This window comes from Bradyrhizobium sp. USDA 372 (assembly GCF_053629095.1).
In genome coordinates, this window is sequence record NZ_JBRJHR010000001.1 from 7,175,772 (window position 1) to 7,198,379 (window position 22,608).

17 protein-coding genes are annotated in these 22,608 nt (G+C 66.0%); 16 read left to right on the forward strand and 1 reads right to left on the reverse strand.

Annotation, left to right across the window (positions count from 1 at the left end; genetic code table 11):
* Window positions 1–11: 11 nt before the first annotated feature.
* The 7 genes from AB7M16_RS33405 to AB7M16_RS33435 all read left to right on the forward strand — a co-directional run bounded on the left by AB7M16_RS33405 (window position 12) and on the right by AB7M16_RS33435 (window position 10,174).
* Complete coding sequence (locus AB7M16_RS33405) at window positions 12–1,442, forward strand: PepSY domain-containing protein (protein ID WP_212256779.1); 1,431 nt, start codon at window positions 12–14, stop codon at window positions 1,440–1,442.
* A 464-nt stretch (window positions 1,443–1,906) separates the two neighbouring features.
* Window positions 1,907–3,916, forward strand: coding sequence for a hydantoinase/oxoprolinase family protein (locus AB7M16_RS33410; RefSeq protein WP_453946552.1), 2,010 nt, complete (start codon window positions 1,907–1,909; stop codon window positions 3,914–3,916).
* Window positions 3,913–5,493, forward strand: coding sequence for a hydantoinase B/oxoprolinase family protein (locus AB7M16_RS33415; protein ID WP_453946553.1), 1,581 nt, complete (start codon window positions 3,913–3,915; stop codon window positions 5,491–5,493). Before AB7M16_RS33410 ends, AB7M16_RS33415 begins: the two co-directional genes overlap by 4 nt.
* Window positions 5,494–5,503: 10 nt before the next feature.
* Window positions 5,504–6,799 carry an aminotransferase class III-fold pyridoxal phosphate-dependent enzyme gene (locus AB7M16_RS33420; RefSeq protein ID WP_453946554.1) on the forward strand — a complete coding sequence of 432 codons (1,296 nt, stop codon included), beginning with the start codon at window positions 5,504–5,506 and terminating at the stop codon, window positions 6,797–6,799.
* Window positions 6,796–8,472 (forward strand): long-chain-fatty-acid--CoA ligase, encoded by a 1,677-nt coding sequence (locus tag AB7M16_RS33425; protein WP_453946555.1) that lies wholly within the window; start codon window positions 6,796–6,798, stop codon window positions 8,470–8,472. Before AB7M16_RS33420 ends, AB7M16_RS33425 begins: the two co-directional genes overlap by 4 nt.
* A 104-nt stretch (window positions 8,473–8,576) precedes the next feature.
* Entirely contained in the window at window positions 8,577–9,509 is a 933-nt protein-coding gene (locus tag AB7M16_RS33430) for an N-carbamoyl-D-amino-acid hydrolase (RefSeq protein WP_453946556.1), read from the forward strand.
* A 5-nt stretch (window positions 9,510–9,514) separates the two neighbouring features.
* Window positions 9,515–10,174 carry a flavin reductase family protein gene (locus AB7M16_RS33435; protein WP_172784396.1) on the forward strand — a complete coding sequence of 220 codons (660 nt, stop codon included), beginning with the start codon at window positions 9,515–9,517 and terminating at the stop codon, window positions 10,172–10,174.
* On the opposite strand, the gene AB7M16_RS33440 is transcribed toward AB7M16_RS33435, so the two are convergent.
* A complete protein-coding gene (locus AB7M16_RS33440) occupies window positions 10,171–10,833 on the reverse strand; it encodes an aspartate/glutamate racemase family protein (protein WP_172784397.1) in 663 nt (220 codons plus the stop codon). The genes AB7M16_RS33435 and AB7M16_RS33440 overlap by 4 nt on opposite strands.
* 56 nt (window positions 10,834–10,889) lie before the next feature.
* On the opposite strand from AB7M16_RS33440, the gene hydA reads away from it, so the two are divergent.
* From hydA to AB7M16_RS33485, 9 genes are all read left to right on the forward strand, one after another.
* Window positions 10,890–12,359: a dihydropyrimidinase gene (hydA, locus tag AB7M16_RS33445; RefSeq protein ID WP_453946557.1), complete on the forward strand. Its 1,470-nt coding sequence runs from the start codon at window positions 10,890–10,892 to the stop codon at window positions 12,357–12,359.
* Between the two features lie 16 nt (window positions 12,360–12,375).
* Entirely contained in the window at window positions 12,376–13,350 is a 975-nt protein-coding gene (locus tag AB7M16_RS33450) for an NAD-dependent epimerase/dehydratase family protein (RefSeq protein ID WP_453946558.1), read from the forward strand.
* 1 nt (window position 13,351) lies between these two features.
* Entirely contained in the window at window positions 13,352–14,101 is a 750-nt protein-coding gene (locus AB7M16_RS33455) for an SDR family oxidoreductase (protein WP_453946559.1), read from the forward strand.
* Window positions 14,098–15,534 carry an NAD(P)-binding domain-containing protein gene (locus tag AB7M16_RS33460; RefSeq protein ID WP_453946560.1) on the forward strand — a complete coding sequence of 479 codons (1,437 nt, stop codon included), beginning with the start codon at window positions 14,098–14,100 and terminating at the stop codon, window positions 15,532–15,534. Before AB7M16_RS33455 ends, AB7M16_RS33460 begins: the two co-directional genes overlap by 4 nt.
* Window positions 15,535–15,653: 119 nt before the next feature.
* Window positions 15,654–17,273, forward strand: a complete 1,620-nt coding sequence (locus AB7M16_RS33465; RefSeq protein WP_453946561.1) for an ABC transporter substrate-binding protein — start codon at window positions 15,654–15,656, stop codon at window positions 17,271–17,273.
* Between the two features lie 28 nt (window positions 17,274–17,301).
* Complete coding sequence (locus tag AB7M16_RS33470) at window positions 17,302–18,336, forward strand: ABC transporter permease (protein WP_453947294.1); 1,035 nt, start codon at window positions 17,302–17,304, stop codon at window positions 18,334–18,336.
* Window positions 18,333–19,181: an ABC transporter permease gene (locus AB7M16_RS33475; RefSeq protein WP_453946562.1), complete on the forward strand. Its 849-nt coding sequence runs from the start codon at window positions 18,333–18,335 to the stop codon at window positions 19,179–19,181. The genes AB7M16_RS33470 and AB7M16_RS33475 overlap by 4 nt, the downstream gene beginning before the upstream one ends.
* Complete coding sequence (gene nikE, locus AB7M16_RS33480) at window positions 19,178–20,848, forward strand: nickel ABC transporter ATP-binding protein NikE (RefSeq protein WP_453946563.1); 1,671 nt, start codon at window positions 19,178–19,180, stop codon at window positions 20,846–20,848. Before AB7M16_RS33475 ends, nikE begins: the two co-directional genes overlap by 4 nt.
* A gap of 141 nt (window positions 20,849–20,989) precedes the next feature.
* The gene (locus tag AB7M16_RS33485) at window positions 20,990–22,594 is read left to right on the forward strand and encodes an ABC transporter substrate-binding protein (RefSeq protein WP_453946564.1); all 1,605 of its coding nucleotides are present in this window, start codon (window positions 20,990–20,992) and stop codon (window positions 22,592–22,594) included.
* Window positions 22,595–22,608 lie beyond the last annotated feature (14 nt).

The window sequence follows — 22,608 nt, forward strand, 5'->3', positions numbered from 1 at the left end:
GCGCTGAGCGCATGATGGGCGCGATCGTCGTCTCGCATCGCTGGCTCGGGATCGCGTTCTGCCTGCTGTTCGCGATGTGGTTCGCGAGCGGGATCGTGATGCACTTCGTCCCGTTTCCGTCGCTGACGGAAGCGGAGCGATTTGCCGGACTCGCGCCGCTAGATCATGACAAGACGATCTCGGTCGCGGACGCCGTTGCGGCGAGCGGAATCACCGACGGGACGCGTGTTCGGCTGATCCAGCGCAGTGATGGACCGGTCTACGTCGTCTCGGGCCCCGCAGGTTCGCGAGCGGTCCGCGCCTCCGATAGAGGAGACGCATCGGTGACGTCCGCCGATGTCGCGCTCACCATCGTGCAAGCCTATTCCCGTCAGCGCGGGCTCGACGCGCCTCGCGCGGCGATCGTCGCGCGGTCGGACTACGATCAATGGAGCGTGCCGAACGGTTTTGATCGCCATCGCCCCTTGTTTCGCGCCGCTCTCGGCGATGCCCCTGGAACGGAGGTCTACGTTTCGTCGCTGACTGGGGAGGTCGTCCTGGATACGACGCGCAGTGAGCGCGCGTGGAACTGGGCCGGCAGCGTGCTGCACTGGATCTATCCGACGGTTCTGCGCAGCAGCTGGGCGGTGTGGGATCGCGTGGTCTGGACGCTGTCGCTGCTGGCCCTGATTGCGGCATTGCTTGGCGCGGTGCTCGGAATCGTGCGGATCAGGTTTCGCAAAGGCCAATTCGGCTCGCCTTACCGTGGCTGGCATGCGCTGCACCACCTGATCGGCCTCGCGGCGACGCTGTTCGTGCTGAGCTGGATCTTCAGCGGCTGGCTCTCGATGGATCACGGCCGCCTGTTCTCGCGCGGGCAATTGACGCCGGCAGAGGCGGGCGTGGTCGATGCCGCCCCGGATTGGCGAGACGCTTCACCGCTCGATCTGCCGCCAATATCGCCGTCGGCGCGCGAGGTCGAATGGTTCGCCTTCGGCGGGAGGGTCTATCGGCGCGATCGGCTCGCCCTTGGCCATCAGACGTTGATCAGGGCAGGGGACGCGCCGCGCGACGGACAGGCGGCATACCTGGATACGCAGGAGATCGGGGATCTGACGGCGCGCCTTGGCGCCGGCTGTGCCGCACCGTTCCTGCTCGCCGGCAACGACGACTATCCGGCGCAATCCAGTGTTCCGGGGGCTCCTGTCTACCGCACGCCCTGCGGCGCTCTCTGGTTCGATATCGATGCCGCCAATGGCAAGGTACTGCAAAGACTGGACCCGTCGCGGCGGGTCTATCGCTGGCTCTACAGTGCGCTGCACACGCTTGATTTCCCGATTCTGCTGGCTCACGCGCGGCTGCGTGACGCTCTCATTGTCAGCCTCTGTACGCTCGGACTGATGTTCTCCATCACCGGCGTCGTCATCGGTTGGCGACGCTTGCGGGCGTCGCTGGCCTCCTGAGGCCGGTGATCTCCTCGCTTACTGACCGTACAATAAAGAGAGGCTGAGCCGACCTGCGTGCATAGCTCCTGGTCAGCCCTCTCTCCCGCACCGCAGATTGATCGCCTGCAAATTAGACAAATGGACTTGCGCGATCCGATTGCAGTGCAACGGGCGCTCCCATTTGTGTCGAAGAATCCAAGGGTGCGCTGCACATTTCTGGCTTCGTATGCTTCTGCTCTCTGCGCGAGCAGCGCTGCACCAAAACGTGCAGCCGATGGTGCGCCGCGCAATGCCGGCGGCTTGCTGGCTCGGTGGTTTGCGACAACTCCGACCCTATCCCGCGGCCATCGCTCTGTCGCACGCTCTCCCGTGATGGCATGACAGGGAATGACGATGAGCGTGCTCGCTTTGGCATTGGATGCGGCAATGGCCGGGAAGGACCTGGCGTCCGGTCCGGACGTCACGCGTAGCTGACTGTGCAGATGAGCTACTCCGACAATCACTGGGAGGTCGGCACCGATATCGGTGGCACCTTCACCGACATCATCGCCATCCGGCGCGATTCCGCGGAAGCGCGGATTGCAAAGGTGCCGTCGCGCCCCGACGCACCGGTTCAGGCGATGCTGGAGGCGATCGAGGCGGTGGGTCTGCGCAAGAGCGAGGTCAGGCGCTTCGTCCACGGCACCACGCGCGTGACCAACGCGATCGTCGAGAATCGGCTGCCGAAGGTGGCGCTGGTCGCGACCGAAGGCTTCGCCGACGTGCTCGAGATCGCCCGCTATCGCCGGCGCGATCTCTACCGGCTCGACATTCCGCCGAAATCGCCGCCTTTGGTGCCGCCTGAACGATGCTTCGGGCTCGCCGAGCGCCTCGATCATGAGGGGCGGGTGTTGAAGGCGCTCGAGGAAGCCGAGATCGAGCGCCTGGTGGCGTGGCTGAAAGAGACCGGCGTGCAGAGCGTCGCGGTTGCACTCCTTCACGCCTATGCCAATCCGGTGCATGAAAAGATGCTGGGCGAGCGGCTCAAGGACCTCGTCGCCCATGTCTCGCTCTCGCACGAGGTCAATCCCGAGGCACGCGAATATGAGCGGACCTCGGCGACCGTGTTCAACGCGGCCGCGATGCCGATCGCGGTGGAATATCTCAGCGAGCTGGAGCAGCGGCTGCCGATCGGGCCCGGCCTGCAGGTGTTTCACTCCGCCGGCGCCATGGTCCCGATTTCGGCGGTGAAGCGGCGTCCGCTGGTGATGGCGATGTCGGGGCCGGCGGCGGGCGTCTCGGCTTCGGTCAGCATCGCGCGCCAGCTCGGCTGCTCGCGGATGCTGACCTTCGACATGGGCGGCACCACGACGGACGTGTGCCTGATCGTCGACGGCCAGGCCGAAATGACCGACGGCCGCATGCTCGGCGACAAGCCGCTGCGCCAGCCGATGCTCGCGGTGCATTCGATCGGTGCGGGCGGCGGATCGATCGTGCGCAACGGTCCCGGCGGGCTGACGGTCGGGCCCGAGAGCGCCGGCTCCGAGCCGGGCCCGGCCTGCTATGGCCGTGGCGGCACGGAGCCCACCATCACCGATGCCAATGCCGTGCTCGGCTATCTCAATCCCGAGACCAAGCTTGGCGATCGCATCGGCATCGGCATCGAGAGCGCCAAGCGTGTCATTGCGCCAATTGCGCACGCACTCGGACTGAGCCTGACCGAAACGGCGCTCGGCATCATCAAGGTCGCGAACGCGACTATGGCCCGCGCGCTCCGCCGCGTCACGGTCGAGCGCGGCATCGACGGGCGCGACTGCACGCTGCTGGCCTTCGGCGGCGGCGGCCCGATGCATGCCGCGGGCCTTGCCGATCTCTACGGGATTGCAGAGGTCGTCGTGCCCAGTGCCTCGAGTGCGTTCTCGGCCCTGGGCTGCCTCACCGCCGATTTCAGCTTCCTGCAGCAGCAGACCCTTCGCGCTGCCCTCGACGGCATCGATCTCGCCGGCGTCTCGGAGCGGATCGAAACCCTGATTGCCGATGCCTCGGCGCCGCTTCTCGCCAACAATGTTGCAAGAGCGGAGATCCAGGTCGAGCTGGTGGCCTTGATGCGCTATGCGGCGCAGAATGACGCCATTCCGGTATCGTTCACGCTGCCGCTCGACGTTGTCAGGCTGAAGCAGGACTTTCTGACGCGGCATCACGAGCTGTTCGGCTATGCGACCGGTGAGCCCTGCGTCATCGAATCCGTGCGGGTGCAGGCCCGGCGCCCGTCGACAACCGTTGTCAGCCGGCCGGCGACAGCGGCGAGGGCGGTGTCTACGGGCACGCGCACCTGCTCGTTCGACGGCTTCCATGACATCGCAACCGCGATCGTCGACCGCGCCTCGCTCACCGAGACCATCAATGGTCCCGCCATCATCGAAGACGCCTGGTCGACCGTGGTGGTGCCGCCGGGCTGGCAGGCGAGGCCCGATCCATCAGGCAATCTGTTCCTGAGGCGGAGGGCGGCATGAAGCTCGATCCCTTCGTCGTCGAGGTCATCAGGCACGGGCTCTCGGCCGCGGCCGAGGAGATGAGCCTCGTCATGACGCGCTCGGCGCGCTCGCCGCTGTTGCGCGAAGCCGGCGACCTGTCGTCGGCGATCACCGACGGCTACGGCGGCCTGGTCGGACAGGGCCGCGACATTCCGATCCATCTCGGCGCGATGGCCTACACCATCCCCGAACTCCTGAAGGTGATGCCGCGCGATGGCCTGAACGACGGCGACGTCGTCATCTACAATATCGGCGCGCTCGGCGGCAATCATCTCAATGACGTCAAGGTCGTGCGGCCCGTCTTCTTCGACGGCGAGATCGTGGCTTTCGCGGTCAGCCTCGCCCATTGGCCTGACATCGGCGGCACCTGGCCCGGCAGTTATTTCGCCAAGGCGGTCGACACGTTCCAGGAGGCGATGCGGATTCCGCCGGTGCTGATCGCGACTGCTGCCGGCCTCAACACGCCGATCGTGCAGCTGCTCAAAGCCAACGTTCGCGATGCCGAATCCTGCGAGGGCGACTTGCTCGCCCAGATCGCGGCGACCAAGGCTGGCGAGAAGCGCATCGTCGAGCTCTGCCGCGAGCATGGCAAGGCGGTCTTCATGGCGGCGCAGTCGCGCCTGCACGATCTCTCCGAAATCGAGATGCGGGAAGCGCTGCGCGACTTGCCGGATGGCGTCTACGAGGGTGAGGATTATCTCGACGACGGCAGCGCAAACAATGCGCCGGCGCGGATCCATGTGAAGATCACCATTCGCGGGAATGGAGCGACCTTCGATCTCTCCGGAAGCTGCGATCGGGTCTCCAATTTCTGCAACACGACGCCGTTCATGGCGCGCTCGGCGGTGGCCTATGCCGCGCGCATCATGAGCGGACGCGACATGCAGCAGAACGCCGGCGCGCTGCGGCCGCTGACCATCATCACGCGCCCGGGCTCGATCCTCGAGCCCGGCTGGACCGCCTCGGTTGCCGCCGGCAATCACGAGACCTCCATGCGCATCGTCGATGCGATTTTCCGCGCCATGCAGGACACCATTCCCGAGCGCCTGTCGGCGGGCGGGGCGACCACCGCCGGCGTGCTATTCTTCGCCGAGCCGCGGCCGAACGGGTCGTGGAAGATGCTGTACGAGGTCCATGGCGGCGGCGAAGGCGCGCGGCACGATCGAGCCGGTACCTCCGCCACCCGGGTGCATCTGTCCAACACCTCGAACACGCCGGTCGAGGTGATCGAGGCGAATTACGCGATCCGGCTGGAGCAGCAGGCCATCCGCCGGAATTCCGGCGGCGCGGGCGCGCATCGCGGTGGGGACGGCTCCGTCCGCACCTACCGCATCCTGGCGCCATCGATGCACCTGACCACCTGCATCGAACGCATGGTGATGGCGCCTTGGGGCATGCAGGGCGGCTATCCCGGCAAGGCCTGCCGCATCTCGCTGGTCCGGCAGGGCCGAAACGTCACGATCGACGGCAAGTCGAACCTCGTATTGCAGCAAGGCGATCTCGTCACGATCGAGATGTGCGGTGGCGGCGGCTACGGCGCCGCGACAGCGAAGTGAGGCATTGGCCATGAGCAGATTGTTGCGAACCGGGCTGAACGCGGGCGAGGCCGCACCGATGGCCGTGGTCGGCGGCGAGGGCGTCTACTTTCACCTTGCGGACGGCCGCAAGCTGATCGACGGCAGCAACACCGGCGGCGGTCTCGGCCACCGCCATCCCGCAATGGTGGAGGCGGTCCGCCGCGCGGCGGATACGCCCGTCGTCAACGAAGGGTGGACCTGGGTTGGCCGCGAGCAGGCCGCCGACGATCTGATGGCCACCGCCTTCAAGGGCGAAGAGGATTGGGTCGGCGCGGTGCGCTTCTGCATCAGCGGCAGCGAGGCCAACGACATGGCGCTGTCGCTGTGCCAGGCGCTGACGCAGCGCTCCGCGCTGGCAACGCGCGAGCGCGCCTATCACGGCATCACCGGCCTGTCCCGCAGCATGACGGTGCAGCCGCAATGGCACGGCGGCCTCGCGGTGCACGCCGGCGGCTCAAAATTGCCGGCACCGATGGCACCGGTGCGGATTCTGCCGGCGCCGAATGGCGCGATCTATGGCGCGCCGGCCAACAACGCGCCGCCCAGCGAATATCTGGCTGACGCGCCGCGCCTCTTGTCGGACACCGCGGCGACGATCATCGACTACACCCAGGGCGGCATCTATTTCGACGGCGCCTATCAGGACGAGGTCGCGCGCTGCGCGCGAGAGGCCGGTTCGTACTGGATCGCGGACGAGGTCGTCACCGGCGCAGGCCGCGCGGGCCGCTGGTTCGCATTCCAGGGCGCGCAGAGCCGCCCCGACATCGTGACGCTCGGCAAATCACTGGGCGGCGGGGCGGCGGCGGTCGCCGCGGTGGTGGTGTCGAAGGACATCGTCGAGCGGCTCAAGGGCACGAGCTGGCAGAATTACGGCACGTTGCGCGGCCATCCGATCAGCATGGCAGCGGTGAGCGCCTATTTGAAGGTCGTCAGCGACGACAAGATTTTGGAGCACGTCGCGAGCCTCGAGAAGCTGTTTGCGCGACGCCTGCTTGCGATCGCACAAAAGCATCCGAGCGTGCAGCGCGTGGCGGGGCAGGGACTGCACTGGACGGTGGAGCTGTACGGTCCGGACTGGCGCAGCTGGCACGCCGACACCACGGAGGTGCCGATCGCCTCGCGCGTCGCGGAGCGGGCGCTGGAGGCCGGCGCGGTCATCGGCACAAGCGGCGAGCAGACCTCGCTGTTCCTGGCACCGCCTCTGATCATCTCCGAGCGCGAGGCTAACCAGCTTCTGGACGCGCTCGACCACGGTCTCGATGTCGCTGACAAGGAGCACGGGTGAGCCACACAACGTCCCTGAGGTCACCGGCCTGGCCGGCGGACGAGCCCTGGCATCTCGCGATGCCGGAGGGGACGCTCTACGACGCGCTGGTGCGTGCTGCACGTGAACGGCCATCGCATCCGGCGACGGTGTTCTACGGCGCGAGCCTGAGCTACGCCGAGCTGCGCGACCGGGTCGATGCCATGGCCGGCTTCCTGCAAAGCGTTTGCGGCATCAAGCGCGGCGACCGCGTCATGATCGCGCTGCAGAACTCGCCACAATATGTCGTCGCCTATTACGCGGTGATGCGGGCGGACGCCGTGATCGTACCGGTCAATCCCATGAACAAGACTGCAGAGATCGCGTACCTCGCCGCGGACAGCGGCGCCAGAGTCGCGATCATCGGCAGCGAGCTGAGCGATGTGGTTGCGCCACTGGTCGGCGAGGCCATCACGCATGCAATCGTCGCGCAATATCGCGACGAGGTTCCAGCCGCCACGCCCTACACGCTGCCGCGCAGCGCGACCGACGCGCCGTCGGAAGTGCCGTCGTCGCCGGGCTGGCATTCGTGGTCGCCCGCGATCGCGCAAGGCCTGCAGCCGGGTGCGATGGAGGCGGGGCCGGACGATCTCATGATCCTGCCCTATACGTCCGGGACGACGGGCAAGCCCAAGGCGTGCATGCATACAAATCGCAGCGCGCTGTTCACCGCCGTGTTGCAAGCGCGCTGGTATGGGCTCAATGGCAGCGACGTGATGACCGGCTTCATGCCGCTGTTCCATGTCGCGGGCATGCAGGGCTCGATGAATGCCGCCATCGTCTCCGGCGCCACGCTGCTGCTGATGGCGCGTTGGGACAAGGATCTGCTCCCCGACCTGTTCGAGACCTATGGCGTCACGTTCTGGAACGCCGCGCCGACCATGATCGTGGATGTGCTCGCCAGCGCCAGCTTCCGCGACAAATGCTTTGCCAAGCTCAAGGTGCTGACTGGCGGCGGCGCGGCGATGCCGACCGCGGTCGCCGAACGGCTCAAGGGGCGGTTCGGCCTGGATTTCGTCGAGGGTTACGGCATGACCGAGACGATGTCCCCGACGCACCTCAATCCGATGGCCGCGCCCAAGCGGCAATGCCTCGGCATCGCCGTGCACGAGACCGACGCCAGGGTGATCGATCCCGAAAGCCTGATCGAGCTCGACGACCACGTGGTCGGCGAGATCATCGTGCATGGGCCGCAGGTGCTGCAGGGTTACTGGAACAGGCCGCAGGCGGATACTGAGGCCTTCATCGAACGCGACGGCAAGCGGTTCCTGCGCACCGGCGATCTCGGCTACCGCGATGCCGACGGCTATTTCTTCGCCGTCGACCGCCTGAAGCGGATGATCAATGTCAGCGGTTTCAAGGTGTGGCCAGCCGAGGTCGAGGCGGCGATGTACCAGAACCGCGCCGTCCGGGAATGCTGCATCATCTCAGCGCCGGACGGCTATCGCGGGGAGACCGTCAAGGCGCTGGTGGTGCTCGATGACGCCGCGCGCGCGACGACTTCGGCCGATGATATCGTCGGCTGGGCACGCGGCGCGATGGCAAGCTACAAGGCGCCGCGCGCCGTCGTTTTCGTCGAGTCCCTGCCGCGCACCGCCAGCAACAAAATCAACTGGCGGCTGTTGCAGGATGCCGAATGGGGGCGGACGGCATGAAAGCTGCTTGGCTGGAATATCGGCACGGAGCCGCGTTATGCTCGGCGCGGCGGAAGATCCTACAAGCCGACCCTTCCCCCCCAGACATCACCAGGAACTCGCTGATGCGCATCGTCAATGTCGCCGCCGCCCAGATGGGCCCGATCCAGAAAGCCGACAGCCGCGAGGTTGTGGTCAAGCGCATGGTCGCGCTGATGGACGAGGCGAAAGCGAAGGGCGCCGACCTGATCGTCTATCCCGAGCTGGCGCTGACGACGTTCTTCCCGCGCTGGTACGTCGAGGACCGCGCCGAGTTCGACATCTGGTTCGAACGCGAGATGCCGAACGCGGCAACCAGGCCGCTGTTCGAGCGCGCGGCGCAGCACGGGATGGCGATGAATTTCGGCTACGCCGAGCTGACGCCGGACGGTCATCATTTCAACACCGCGATCCTCACGGATAAATCCGGCAAGATCGTCGGCAAATACCGCAAGGTGCATCTGCCGGGCCATGTGGAATACGACACCAAGCGCTCGCATCAGCACCTGGAGAAGCGCTATTTCGAGCCGGGCGATCTCGGCTTCAAGGTCTGGCGCGAGCTCGGCGGCATCATCGGCATGGCGATCTGCAACGACCGCCGCTGGCCCGAGACCTATCGCGTCATGGGCCTGCAGGGCGTCGAGATGGTTCTGATCGGCTACAACACGCCGTCGGTAAATGCGGAGAAGAGTGAGGAGGGCGTCGAGAAGCGCCTGTTCCACAATCGCCTCTCGGTGCAGGCCGGCGCCTATCAGAACGCGACCTGGGTGGTCGCGGTCGCCAAGGCCGGCAATGAGGACGGTCACCCGCTGTTCGGCGGCAGCCTGATCGTCGATCCCAATGGCGAGATCGTGGCCGAGGCGAAGACAGACGACGACGAGGTTCTGGTTCACGCCTGCGACCTCGACGCCACCACCTTCGGCAAGACCACGATCTTCGATTTCGGCCGGCATCGCCGCATCGAGCATTACGGCCTGATCACCAGCCAGACCGGCGCGGTGCCGCCGCCGGAGAACTGACCCCGATGGCTGACAAGGGCATCTCCTTGCGTGAGCTCGATCCGCGCGATCGCTACAAGCTGCTTTGCGGCGTGGTGGTGCCGCGGCCGATCGCGCTGGTGACCACGCTGGACGAGAACGGGGCGGTGAATGCCGCGCCGTTCAGCTTCTTCAACGTGTTCTCCGAAAGCCCGGCCTTGATCGTGCTCGGGCTCCAGCACAAGCCGGACCACTCGCCGAAGGACACCACCCGCAACATCCATCGCGACGGCGAATTCGTGGTGCATATGGTGGACGAGGCGCTGTCGGTCGCGATGAACGACTGCGCGGTCGATTTCCCCTCAGGCGACAGCGAGGTCGCCGCGACGGGCCTGGCGACGCTTCCCTCCGTGGACGTGAAGGTGCCGCGCCTCGCTGCGGCGCCGTTCGCGCTGGAATGCCGGCGCCATGTCGTGCTGACCTTCTCGCCCGATCGCGAGCTCCTGGTCGGCGAGGTCGTGCGGGTTCACGCCCGCGAGGGCCTCGTCGACACCGCCAACATGTATGTCGATCTCGACGCCTATCGGCCGATCGGCCGCATGTTCGGCAACCTCTACACCACCCAGCGTGACACGTTTGCCCTGGTCCGCGAGAGCCATGCGCAATGGCTCGCGCGCCAGGAAACCAAAGAGCTGAAGGACGCCTAGTGAGCCGAGAAGCGCACCGTACCCAGCGCCATGGTGACGGCCGCCTGTGTCGGATCGATCACGGGAATGCGCAGCTCGTCTTCCAGCGCACGGCGGTGGCGGGCCATGCCGGCGCAGCCCATCACGATGGCGCGGGCACCGTCCTCGTCGCGCAGCGCGCGGCCGACCTCGATCATCTTGGCGAGCGTGCCTTCACCGGAGGCGGTTTCGGCGACGCTCATGTTCAGCGGCCGCTCGCCGGAAAAGCGGTCGGTCAGGCCCATCTGCCTGAGATAGCGCATGTGCCGCGGGATCGAGCGCTGCGCGATCGCGATGACGCCGAAGGTCTCCGCGCGGGAAAGCGCCGTCAGCACGCCACACTCGGCAATGCCGAACACCGGCCGGTCGGTGCCTTCACGGCAGACCTGGAGCCCGGGATCGCTGTAGCAGGCGATGACGAAGGCGGCCGAGCTGTTGTCGCTTTCGACCAGCTTCCGCAAAGGTATCGCAACGCTATCGGCGTCCGCCTGGCTTTCGATGCCGAACGGACCCTCGGCCAGCGTCTGGCAGACCACTTCGGGTCCGCCTTCGAAATCGAGCGGCTTCAACGCATCCTCCAGCCCCTGCGTGACCTTGTGGTTGGAGTTCGGGTTGATGACGAGAATGCGCGGCCGGGACATGATGATCTTCCTGCGAAATTTAGCGAACGTGCCTTGAGCCTATCACGGAGTGCCTCATGACTGAACCCGCTTACGACCTGATCATCCGCGGCGGCCGCGTCGCCACCACGACCGACGTCTTCGAGGCCGACGTCGCCATCTCCGACGAGACCATCGCGGCGATCGGCCGCGGGCTTCCGCCCGCAAAGCGCGAAATCGACGCCCGCGGCAAGCTGGTGCTGCCCGGCGGCGTCGACAGCCACGCCCATATCGAGCAGCTCTCGGCCGCCGGCATCATGAACGCCGATACGTTCGAGAGCGCCACCGTCTCCGCCGCCTTCGGCGGCACCACCACGGTGATCCCGTTCGCGGCTCAGCATGTCGGCATGAAGCTGCCGCAGGTCGTCGAGGATTATCACGCCCTGGCGAAGAAGGGGGCGGTGATCGACTACGCCTTTCACATGATCATTGCGGACGCGACCAAGGAGACGGTCGAGGAGCACATTCCCGCGCTGGTGAAGCAAGGCCATGCCTCGATCAAGATCTTCATGACCTACGACCGCCTCAAGGTTGACGACGAGCCGCTGCTCGACATCCTGCTTGCGGCGCGCCAATCCGGCGCGATGCTGTGTGCGCATGCCGAGAATCACGGCATCATCGCCTGGATGGTGAAGCGGCTGCTGTCGCGCGGCTACAGCATGCCGAAATACCACGCCGTCAGCCACGCCCGCGTCTCGGAGGCGGAAGCCTTCACCCGGCTGATTGGCATGGCGGCGCTGATCGACCAGCCGATCATGATCTTCCATGTCTCGACAGCCGAGGGTGCCAAGGTGATCCGCGACTCGCGCGGGCAGGGGCTCAAGGTCTTCGCCGAGACCTGCCCGCAATATCTGTTCCTGACCGCTGCGGATCTCGACAAGCCGGGTGCTGAGGGCGCGAAGTGGATGTGCAGCCCGCCGCCGCGCACGCATGCCGACCAGGAGGCGCTGTGGCAGGCGCTCTCGCTCGGTGATCTCCAGACCATCTCGTCGGACCACGCGCCGTATCGCTATGACGAGACCGGCAAGTTGCGCGCCGGTCCCAATCCCAACTTCAAGCAGGTCGCCAACGGCCTGCCGGGCCTGGAGCTGCGGCTGCCGCTGTTGTTCGACGCGATGGTGTCGAAGGGACGGCTCGGCCTGGAAAAATTCGTCGAGCTGACCGCGACGGCGCCGGCAAAGATCTACAATCTGCATCCGCGCAAGGGCTCGATCGCCGTCGGCGCCGATGCTGATATCGCGATCTGGGATCCCAACCGCGAGGTCACCATCGCCGACGAGATGATGCACGATCTCGCCGGCTACACGCCGTTCGCGGGCCGCCAGCTGAAGGGCTGGCCGGTCTCGGTGCTCTCGCGCGGCCGCGTGATCATCGAGGGCGACAAGTGTCTTGCGCGCGCCGGCAGCGGAAAATTCCTGGCGCGCAGCGGCGGCGAGGCGGCCAAGCCCACCGGCCGGCTCGTTGCCGACATGGATCCGGAGCGGAATTTTGGAGCCAAGCTGCTGTGATGGTGGATCGCGCGCGATGAAGATCGTCATCTTCGGCGGCACCGGTTTTGTCGGCCTCAATCTGGCCGAGGTGCTGCTCGCGCGTGGGCACGAGGTGACGCTGTATGATCGTGCACCGTTGCCGCCATCCGCGCAGCGATCTCTTGCCGACTTCGGCGCACGGCTGAAAGCGGTGCAGGGCGATATTACCGACGCAGAGACCATCGATGCCCTTGTCGCAAAGGGCTGCGATGCGATCGTGCTGGGCGCCGCGGTGACCGCCGGGGATGACCTCGAAAGGGCATCGACCGCGCGCGTTCTCGAGATCAACGTCATGGCGCAGATCCCGATCCTGCAAGCCGCGAGCCGCCATGGCGTTCGCCGCGTCGTCAATCTGTCGTCGGCGTCGGCCTATGGCGCGGCGGGTGCGCGGGTCGACATTCTGGACGAGGAAACGCCCTGCGATCCCGTCTCATTCTACGCCATCAGCAAGTTCACCTCGGAACGATCGGTGGCACGGCACGCCGAACTTTTTGGCGGTGATTTCCTGAGTGTGCGGTTGACTGCGGTCTTCGGGCCGTGGGAGCGCCCCGGGTCCGTGCGCGATACGCCGAGCCTCCAATATCAGATATTGGCCGCATTCGCTCGCGGCGAGCCGGCCATCATGCCGGAGCCGGGTCTGCGAGACTGGACTTACGCGCCGGACGCTGCCGAAGCTGTCGCGCTTCTGGTCGAAGCCGAGCGCCCTCGTCACCGGCTGTACAACATTTCGAACGGCGGGGCGTGGCCCGCATTGCAATGGGGCGAGGCGTTCGCAGCGTTGCATCCCGGCCTGGAGTGCCGGCTCGCGGCGCCGGGAGAGAAGACGGCCATCAAGCTGCACGGGCCCTATCGCGCGCCGCTGTCGGTGACGCGAATGGCCGACGAATTCGGTTGGCGCGCGCGGTTCGGCTGCGCCGAGTCCGCTGCCGCGATGAGCGCCTGGCTGGAGCAGCACAAGGAGTGGATCTGAGATGCGGCTGAATGGGCGCACCGCCATCATCACCGGCGCGGGCTCGGGCATCGGCCGCGCCAGCGCAAAACTGTTCGCGGAGGAGGGCGCGCGCCTTGCCCTGGTCGATCGTGATGCCGCTGGCCTCGAGGACACGCTGAGGCTGCTGAGCGAGGCAACGATGCATGTCGGCGACGTCGGCGATGCCGCATTCGCCGAGACGGTCGTCGGCGACGTCGTGGCCCGGCACGGCCGGCTTGACATCCTGATGACGGCAGCCGGCTTCTCCTGTGGCGGCACGGTGCTGACGACGAGCCTGGATGACTGGGATGCGGTGTTCCGCGCCAATGTCGGCGGCACCTGGCTGTGGGCGCGGGCCGCGGTGCCGCAGATGCAGCGGCAGAACAGCGGCTCGATCATCACGCTGGCCTCGCAGCTCGCCATTGCCGGCGGCAAGGGTAACAGCGCCTATATCGCGGCCAAGGGCGCGATCATCAGCCTGACCCGGACCATGGCGGTGGACTTCGCCACCGACGGCATCCGTGTCAACGCGATCGCGCCTGGCGCGATCGACACGCCGATGCTTCGCCGCAGCTTTGCCCGCCACGCCAATCCGGACGAAGTGCGCGAAGCCTCGCGCAACCGGCACGCCATGAAGCGGTTCGGCCAGGCCGAGGAGATCGCGCAGACCGCGCTGCATCTCGCCAGCGACGCCTCTTCGTTCACGACCGGCACCGTGATGGTGGTCGACGGAGGCTGGCTCGCGGCATGAGTGAGGCGCTCACCCAGCTCGAAGCCGATATTCGCGCCGATCTCTCCAGGATCGCGCATCCCGGCGCTGCCTGGCTCGATCCCAAAACGGGACCCGATGGCAAGCCGGCGCTGGATGTCCTCATCATCGGCGCCGGCCAGTCCGGCATCGCCATCGGCTTCGGCCTGCTGCGCTCGCGCGTCAGCAACATTCTGCTGATCGACAAGGCCGAGGAGGGGAAGGAGGGCCCGTGGCTCACCTACGCCCGGATGCCGACATTGCGCAGCCCGAAGGACTATACCGGGCCCGATCTCGATATCCCCAGCCTGACGTACCAATCCTGGCACGAGGCCCGCTTCGGCAAGGCGAGCTGGCAGGAGCTCGGCCTGATCGCGCGGGAGCATTGGGCAGAGTACCTGCTCTGGCTGCGGCGCACGGTCGGCCTGCCGGTGCGCAATGCTTGTGAGCTGCTGGAGATCGGGCCGGCGGCTGACGGCCTGCTCGCTGCGCGCGTGAAACGGGCAGGAGCGGACGAAACGCTCTATGCCCGCAAGATCGTGCTCGCGACGGGGCAGGAGGGCATGGGCGATTGGATGATCCCGGAGCAGCTAGCGCATCTGCCGGCGAGCTCCGTTGCAACCGTTGCCGACGACATCGATTTCGAAAGCCTGCGCGGCAAGCGCGTCGCCGTCATCGGTGCCGGCGCCTCCGCTTTCGATAATGCGGCGACGGCTCTGGAAGCCGGGGCCGCCGAGGTACACCTGCTGTGCCGCCGTGCGCAGATCCAGGTCATCCAGCCCTATCGTTGGCTGACCTTTCGCGGCTTCCTGCGCCATCTCAGCGATCTCGACGATGCCTGGCGCTGGCGCTTCATGCGCAAGATCCTCGAAATGCGCGAGGGATTTCCGCAACCGACCTATGACCGCTGCGCGCGTCACGCCAATTTCACCTTGCACGAGGGCGCGCCGGTCGAAGCCGCGCGCAAGACCGGCAAAGGCGTTGAACTCCAGACGCCACGCGGAGCCATCACGGCCGATTTCGTCATCTGCGGTACCGGCATCGACATGGACTTTGCCGGTCGCGGCGAGCTCGCCAATTTCGCCGGCAACATCGCCACCTGGACCGACCGCTACCAGCCGCCGGAAGACGAACGCAACGAACGGCTCGGCCGCTTTCCCTATCTTGCCGACGACTATTCCTTCACCGAGCGCGTGCCGGGAACGACGCCGTGGATCTCCGACGTCCATCTCTTCGCCATCGCCTCCACCATGAGCTTCGGTCCGTCGGGATCGTCGATCAACGCGATGACGACCGCTGTTCCAAAGCTGGTCCACGGCCTGACGCGCGGCCTGTTCCGCGCCGATATCGCGCGTCACTGGGCCTCGCTCAGCGCCTATGACGTGCCGCAGGCCGTGGTTGCGCGGCCGGCGCGAAAAATGGGGGAATCGCTGTGATCATCCATGCGCCGCCGCGACGATGCGTCCCCAAAAACGCGCGGTGAGACTGGCGCGCAACTTGCTTCTTTTTGAACCTGCCTTGCTGGCGTTCTCGTTCGAAATTCAGGGAAAAACCAATGCGTTTTGTGTCTTTCAGGTTGGCGTCGTCGGTCCTCGCCACCACCGCGCTGTTGCTCATCGCCGCCGCGCCTTCGCAGGCGCAAACCCGGGCCGAGACCTTGCGCTACGTCACCGGCGCCTCCGTCAACACGCTCGATCCCAACATTCCCGGCTCGACCCGCGAGTCCTTCGCATTGAGCATGAGCACCTATGACCGGCTGGTCGCGTTCGGCCGCAAGCAGCTCAACGGCAAATGGGTGTTCGATCTCGATACGATCACCGGCGAGCTCGCCGAATCCTACGACGTCAGTCCCGACGGCCTGAAGATCACCTTCCGCCTGCGCAAGGATGCAAAATTCCAGGACGGCTCGCCCGTCACCGCCGAGGACGTGAAGTGGTCGCTCGACCGCTGCGTCACCGCGCCGATCCTCGGCAAGGCGCAGCTGCTGACGGGCTCGCTGACGTCAGCCGATCAGTTCAAGGTGATCGATCCCCTCACCATCGAGGTGACGCTGCCAAAACCGGACAAGCTTGCGCTGCCTAATCTTGCCACCGTCTATCCGATGATCATCAACTCGAAAGTGGCAAAAGAGCACGCGACGGCTGACGATCCCTGGGCCACGGCCTGGCTGAAGGAGCACACCGCCGGCAGTGGCGCCTATGCGGTCGAGAGCTTCAAGCCCGGCGAGCAAGTGATCATCAAGCGCAATGAGGAGTGGAACCGCGGCTCGGCCAACAAGCCCGCGTTCTTTAAGCGCGTCATCGTGCAGTCGGTGCCGGAGCCGGCGACGCGCGCCAACCTCGTCGAACGCGGCGATGCCGATCTCGTGCTCGACCTGCAGGCGAGCGACGTGCAGTCGCTGGAGGCCAAGGGCAAGCTCAAGGTGATCTCGACGCCGCAATACAACGCGGTCACCTTCGTCTCGATGAACAACCAGATCCCGCCCTTCGACAACGTCAATGTTCGCCGCGCCATCGCTTCCGCGCTGCCCTATGACGACATGTTCAAGGCCGCTCTGTTCGGCCGGGGGGCGCCCCTGTTTGGCGCGACCTGGGCGGACGGCAAGCCGGCGAACGGCATCTATCCGTTCCAGCAGCCGCTGAAGCTCGATCTCGACAAGGCCAGGGAGTACCTCAAAGCCGCTGGTCTTCCCGAGGGCTTCTCGACCACCTTCAGCTTCAACGTCGGCCAGGCTTCGACCGCCGAGCCGATGGCCGCCCTCGTCAAGGAGTCGCTTGGCAAGATCGGGATCAAGGTCGACATCCAGAAGCTGCCGGACGCGCAGATGTCGACGCAGATCAACGAGAAGAAGCTGCCGTTCTTCACCGAAGGGATCGTCGCCTGGCTGCCGTCGACCGACTATTTCTACCGCAACTTCTACACCGGCAGTCAGCGCTGGAATTACAGCTCGATCAACAACCCCGACCTTGCGGCGATTGCGCAGGAGGCGCGCTTTGAGCCGGATAAGGCCAAGTACGAGGAAGCCGGCCGCAAGCTCAACGCGATGCATTTCGACCTGATGCCGCAAATCATGCTGTGGCAACCCAATCAGGACGCGGTGATGGCGCCGTCGATCGAAGGCTACACTTACGAGTTCCATCGCCAGGTGGATTATCGCGATGTCAGCCGCAAGTGACATCAGCGGCCAGCAGGGACACTGAATGGTGACGACCGGTCTTGGTGCAACGATTGTGCGGGCGGGCAGGCGGCTCTTGTCGTCGCTGCCGGCGCTGTTCGGTGTGCTGGTCTTCACCTTCCTCTTGATGCGCGTCCTGCCCGGCGACCCCGCGGTGTTCTTCGCCTCGGGGCCCAATGCCGGCAAGGAGGAGATCGAGCAGATCCGCAAGCAGATGGGGCTCGACAAATCCGTGCCGGAGCAGCTCGTGTTCTATCTCTCCGACATCGGCCACGGCAATCTCGGCCGCTCGATGATGACCGGCCAGCCGGTGCTGAAGGACCTCCGCGAGCGGCTGCCGGCCTCCCTGGAGCTCACCTTCACCGCACTCCTGATCGCGCTGATCGCGGCGGTGCCGCTCGGCGTCATTGCGGCGCTGCGGCCGGGATCGATCATCGATCACGGCGTGCGGCTGTTCTGCGCGCTCGGCGTCTGCGTGCCGACCTTCGTCTCGGGCCTGCTGTTGATCTACGTCTTCTATTATCTGCTCGGGCTGGCGCCTGATCCGACCGGGCGGATCGACGTCTTCACCTCGCTGCCGCCGCAGCGCACCGGCTTCCTCTCGATCGATTTCCTGCTCGCCGGCGACGTCGAGGGCTGGTGGGCGGCCAGCAGGCAGTTGATCCTGCCGGCGGTGAGCATGGCGCTGTTCGTGATCGCGCCGCTGGCCCGGATCACGCGCGCCTCGATGCTGGTCTCGCTCGGCAGCGATTTCGTGCGCACCGCGCGCTCGGTCGGATTGTCCTGGCGCAAGGTCGTCGTCACCTATGCGCTCCGCAACGCGATCCTGCCCGTCATCACCATCGCCGGCATCGTGTTCTCGACCATGCTGGGCGCCAATGTGCTGGTGGAGAAGGTGTTCTCCTGGCCGGGCGTGGCCTCCTATGCGCTCGATGCGCTGCTGTCGTCCGACTATGCGCCGGTGCAGGGCTTCGTGCTGCTGATGGCCAGCCTGTTCGTGCTGGTCAATCTCGTCGTGGACATCTGCTACGGCATCGCCGATCCCAGGGTGTCGATCGAATGACCAGCGCCACACTCCGCCATTCGGTCTGGATCCTGCGCGGCAATCCGCTCACGGCGGTGGCCGCGGCCGGCGTGACGCTGTTCGTCCTGGTCGCGATCTTTGGTCCCTGGATCGTGCCTTACGATCCGGTGGTCTCCAACGTCTCGGAGGCCCTGCTACCACCGAGCGCGGCGCATATTGCCGGCACCGACCAGCTCGGGCGCGACGTGTTCAGCCGTCTCATCATCGCCGCACGGCTCGACCTTGCCATCGCAGTCTCCGCGGTCGGCATCTCGTTCGTGATCGGGGCCGTCGTCGGCGCGTTCTGCGGCTATGCCGGCGGACGGCTCGATCGCGCCGTCGGCCGCTTCGTCGACGTGATGATGGCGTTTCCGCTGTTCGTGCTGGCGATGGCGATGGTCGCCGCTCTCGGCAACCGGATCGAGAACATCGTGATCGCGACCGCGATCATCAATCTTCCCTTCTACATCCGCTTCGCGCGCGCCGAGGTCAACGTCCGGCGCAATGTCGGCTGGGTTGAGGCCGCGCGCGCCTGCGGCGAGAGCCATTTCTCGGTGGTGCTGCGCTTCCTGCTGCCGAACATCCTGCCGGCGATGGCGGTGCAGATCTCGCTCAATCTGGGCTGGGCCATTCTCAATGCCGCCGGCTTGTCCTTCATCGGCCTCGGCGTCAAGCCGCCGACGCCGGAATGGGGCATCATGGTCGCAGAGGGAGCGCGCTTCATCTCGACCGGACGCTGGTGGCTGGTGGCCTTTCCCGGCCTTGCGCTGATGCTGGCGGTGCTGTGCTTCAATCTCCTCGGCGACGGGATGCGGGACATTCTCGATCCCCGGATGCGCACATGAGCGAGGACCTGCTCAGGATCGACGACCTCCACGTCTCGTTCTCGACGCGGCGGGGCATTGTGGAGGCCGTGCGCGGCGTGACGCTCACCGTCAAGGCCGGTGAAATGCTCGGCCTCGTCGGCGAGAGCGGCTCGGGCAAGTCGGTCACCGGCTTTGCGACGACGCGGCTGCTCGATGCCGCCGGCCGCGTCACCGGCGGCAAGATCCTGTTTCGCGGGCAGGAAGTCACCAAGCTCCGCGGCGATGATCTGCGACAGTTGCAGGGCACCGCCATGTCGATGATCTTCCAGAACCCGCGGGCGGCGCTCAATCCGATCCGTGCGATCGGCCTGCAGATCGCGGACGCGATCCTCACCCACAAGCGTATCTCGAAAGAGGCCGCGCGCGCCGAGGCGCTGGAGTTGCTGCGGGCGGTCCAGATCCGCGATCCCGAGGCGCGGATGAACGCCTATCCGCACGAGCTCTCCGGCGGCATGTGCCAGCGCGTCATGATCGCGATCGCGATCTCCTGCAATCCTGCGCTGTTGATCGCGGACGAGCCGACCACCGGCCTCGACGTCACCACGCAGAAGGTGGTGATGGATCTTCTGGCAGACATTGCCGCCGCGCGCGGCATGGCGACGATCCTGATCACGCACGACCTCGGCCTTGCGGCGCGCTATTGCCGCCGCATCGCCGTGATGGAGCGCGGCCGCATCGTCGAGGAGGCGAGCCCCGGCATTCTCTTCAGCGCGCCGCAGCACGCCTATACGCGGCGCCTGGTTGCGGCATCACCGACGGCGACGTCACGGATCGAAGATCTCGTGACGGAGGAGGAGCGCGAGCGTTATACGGCCGTTCTCGGCAAGCCACGGCCTGCGCTGGCGCACGGCACGCCGCCGCTCTTGGAAGTACGGAAGCTCGCCAAGCGCTTCGATCAGGGCTCTGCCGCGGTGGCCGACTTCTCGATGACGATGGCCGGCGGCGAGAGCGTCGGTCTCGTCGGCGAATCCGGCTCCGGCAAGAGCACGACCTCGCGGATGATCTGCCGCCTGATCGATCCGAGCGAAGGCGACATCGTGTTCGGCGGGCAGTCGATCGGGCACGTGGCGGCGCGCGATTTCCACCGCTCGCCCTTGCGCAAAGACATCCAGATGGTCTTTCAGGACCCGAACGAGAGCCTCAACCCACGCTTCACGGCGTTCGATTGCATTGCCCATCCCTTGATGCGTCTGGACGGCATGCGCGCCGGCGAGGGGCTGCGCAAACGGGTAGAAGAATGCGCCGAGCGGGTGGGCTTGCCGCTCGATCTATTGCCGCGGTTTCCGCATCAGCTCTCGGGCGGCCAGAAAGCCCGCGTCGGCATTGCCCGCGCCATCGCCTGCCGGCCGCGGCTTCTGGTGCTGGACGAGCCGACCGCCGCGCTCGACGTCTCGGTGCAGGCGGTTGTGCTGCAGCTGCTCGATCGCCTCAGGCGTGAAAACGACATTGCACTGCTGTTCGTCAGCCACGATCTCAACGTCGTGCGCATGCTGTGTGACCGCACCATCGTGCTGCGCAACGGCGGCATCGTGGAGCAGGGCGAGAGCCGGGCCCTGTTCGATAATCCGAAGACCGACTACACGCGCAAGCTGGTCGAGGGGATTCCGCATTTCGAGGCCGGGCCGGCCCTGGCGGCCGCTCTTTGAGGCCGGGATCAGCCCAAATGGCGGTGAGATCCCACTGGCGATGGCGCATTTAGTGGCATACCATTTGCTTGCAAATGGGCTCGGTTTCACTTGCCCTTTGCCAATGAACAGCTGGCATCACGGCATTACTGGGAGGACTTCATGGATCGCAGGACGGTATTGAAGGGGTTGGCGGGCGCGGGCGGTCTGGCATTGACGGGCGGCCTGTCGGCCCCGGCGATCGCTCAGGGCGCCGCGGCCCGCACCCTGCGTTTCGTGCCGCAGGCCAATCTCGCCAATTTCGACCCGATCTGGGGCACGCAATATGTCGTGCGCAATGCCGCCGCGATGGTCTGGGACACGCTCTACGGCATCGATTCCTCGCTGAAGCCGCAACGCCAGATGGTCGAGTCCGAGGAGGTGACCGACGACGGCACGACCTGGACGTTCAAGCTGCGCTCCGGGCTCAAGTTCCACGATGGCGAGCCGGTGCTCAGCAAGGACGTCGTGGCAAGCCTGACGCGCTGGTCGGCGCGCGACCCGATGGGTCTGATGATCAAGGCGCTGCAGCAGGAGCTGACCGCGGTCGACGATCGCACCTTCAAATGGGTGCTCAAGCAGCCCTTCCCGAAGATGCTCTACGCGCTGGCCAAGAACAACTCGCCTTGCGGCTTCATCATGCCCGAGCGCATCGCGCAGACCGATCCGTTCAAGCAGATCACCGACTATGTCGGCTCCGGGCCGATGAAGTTCGTCAAGGGCGAATGGGTGCCGGGCGCGAAGGCGGTGTTCGAGAAATTTGCGGACTACGTGCCGCGGCAGGAGAAGGCGTCCTGGCTCGCGGGCGGCAAGCAGATGCAGCTTGATCGCATCGAATGGATCGTGATGCCGGATCCGGCCACGGCCGCCGCTGCCTTGCAGAACGGCGAGGTCGATTGGTGGGAAAACCCGATTGCCGACCTCGTGCCTGTCCTAAAGAAGAACAAGAACATCAGCGTCGACATCGGCGATCCGCTGGGCAATATCGGCTCGTTCCGGATGAATCATCTGTTCGCGCCGTTCAACGACGTGCGGGCGCGGCGTGCCGTGCTGATGGCGCTCAGCCAGGAAGACTATATGCGCGCGATCGTCGGCGACGACAACGCGCTCTGGAAGCCGCTGCCCGGCTACTTCACGCCGGAGACGCCGCTCTACAGCGAAGTCGGTGGCGAGATCCTGAAGGGCAAGCGCGATTTCGATGCGGCCAAGAAGCTGCTCGCCGAGAGCGGCTATTCCGGCCAGCCGGTGACCTGCATCGTGGCGCAGGACCAGCCGATCACCAAGGCAATGGGTGACGTCACCGCGGACCTGCTCAAGAAGCTCGGCATGAACGTCGATTTCGTCGCCACCGATTGGGGCACGGTCGGCTCCCGTCGCGCGCAGAAGACGCCGCCGGGACAGGGCGGCTGGAACATGTTCCACACCTGGCATGCCGGCGCGGACTGCATCAATCCGGCTCCCTACACCGCCATCCGCGCCAACGGCGACAAGGCCTGGTTCGGCTGGCCGAACAGCCCCGGCACCGAGAAGGAGGTCGCGTCCTGGTTCGAGGCCAAGAGCCTCGACGAGGAGAAGGCTGCCATCGGTCGCCTCAACAAGGCGGCGCTCGACGACGTGGTCTACGCGCCCACGGGCTTCTTCCTGAGCTACACCGCCTGGCGCAAGAACGTCTCCGGCGTCACCAAGGGGCCGCTGCCGTTCTTCTGGGGCGTGTCGAAATCTGCATGATCGTGCGCTGAAGC

What these genes read in the sequence shown, in the direction of transcription:
- AB7M16_RS33405 (WP_212256779.1), top strand. Translation starts at nt 12, where the DNA reads ATGATGGGCGCGATCGTCGTCTCGCATCGCTGGCTCGGGATCGCGTTC.
- AB7M16_RS33410 (WP_453946552.1), top strand. Translation starts at nt 1,907, where the DNA reads ATGAGCTACTCCGACAATCACTGGGAGGTCGGCACCGATATCGGTGGC.
- AB7M16_RS33415 (WP_453946553.1), top strand. Translation starts at nt 3,913, where the DNA reads ATGAAGCTCGATCCCTTCGTCGTCGAGGTCATCAGGCACGGGCTCTCG.
- AB7M16_RS33420 (WP_453946554.1), top strand. Translation starts at nt 5,504, where the DNA reads ATGAGCAGATTGTTGCGAACCGGGCTGAACGCGGGCGAGGCCGCACCG.
- AB7M16_RS33430 (WP_453946556.1), top strand. Translation starts at nt 8,577, where the DNA reads ATGCGCATCGTCAATGTCGCCGCCGCCCAGATGGGCCCGATCCAGAAA.
- AB7M16_RS33435 (WP_172784396.1), top strand. Translation starts at nt 9,515, where the DNA reads ATGGCTGACAAGGGCATCTCCTTGCGTGAGCTCGATCCGCGCGATCGC.
- AB7M16_RS33440 (WP_172784397.1), bottom strand. Translation starts at nt 10,833, where the DNA reads ATGTCCCGGCCGCGCATTCTCGTCATCAACCCGAACTCCAACCACAAG.
- hydA (WP_453946557.1), top strand. Translation starts at nt 10,890, where the DNA reads ATGACTGAACCCGCTTACGACCTGATCATCCGCGGCGGCCGCGTCGCC.
- AB7M16_RS33450 (WP_453946558.1), top strand. Translation starts at nt 12,376, where the DNA reads ATGAAGATCGTCATCTTCGGCGGCACCGGTTTTGTCGGCCTCAATCTG.
- AB7M16_RS33455 (WP_453946559.1), top strand. Translation starts at nt 13,352, where the DNA reads ATGCGGCTGAATGGGCGCACCGCCATCATCACCGGCGCGGGCTCGGGC.
- AB7M16_RS33460 (WP_453946560.1), top strand. Translation starts at nt 14,098, where the DNA reads ATGAGTGAGGCGCTCACCCAGCTCGAAGCCGATATTCGCGCCGATCTC.
- AB7M16_RS33465 (WP_453946561.1), top strand. Translation starts at nt 15,654, where the DNA reads ATGCGTTTTGTGTCTTTCAGGTTGGCGTCGTCGGTCCTCGCCACCACC.
- AB7M16_RS33475 (WP_453946562.1), top strand. Translation starts at nt 18,333, where the DNA reads ATGACCAGCGCCACACTCCGCCATTCGGTCTGGATCCTGCGCGGCAAT.
- nikE (WP_453946563.1), top strand. Translation starts at nt 19,178, where the DNA reads ATGAGCGAGGACCTGCTCAGGATCGACGACCTCCACGTCTCGTTCTCG.
- AB7M16_RS33485 (WP_453946564.1), top strand. Translation starts at nt 20,990, where the DNA reads ATGGATCGCAGGACGGTATTGAAGGGGTTGGCGGGCGCGGGCGGTCTG.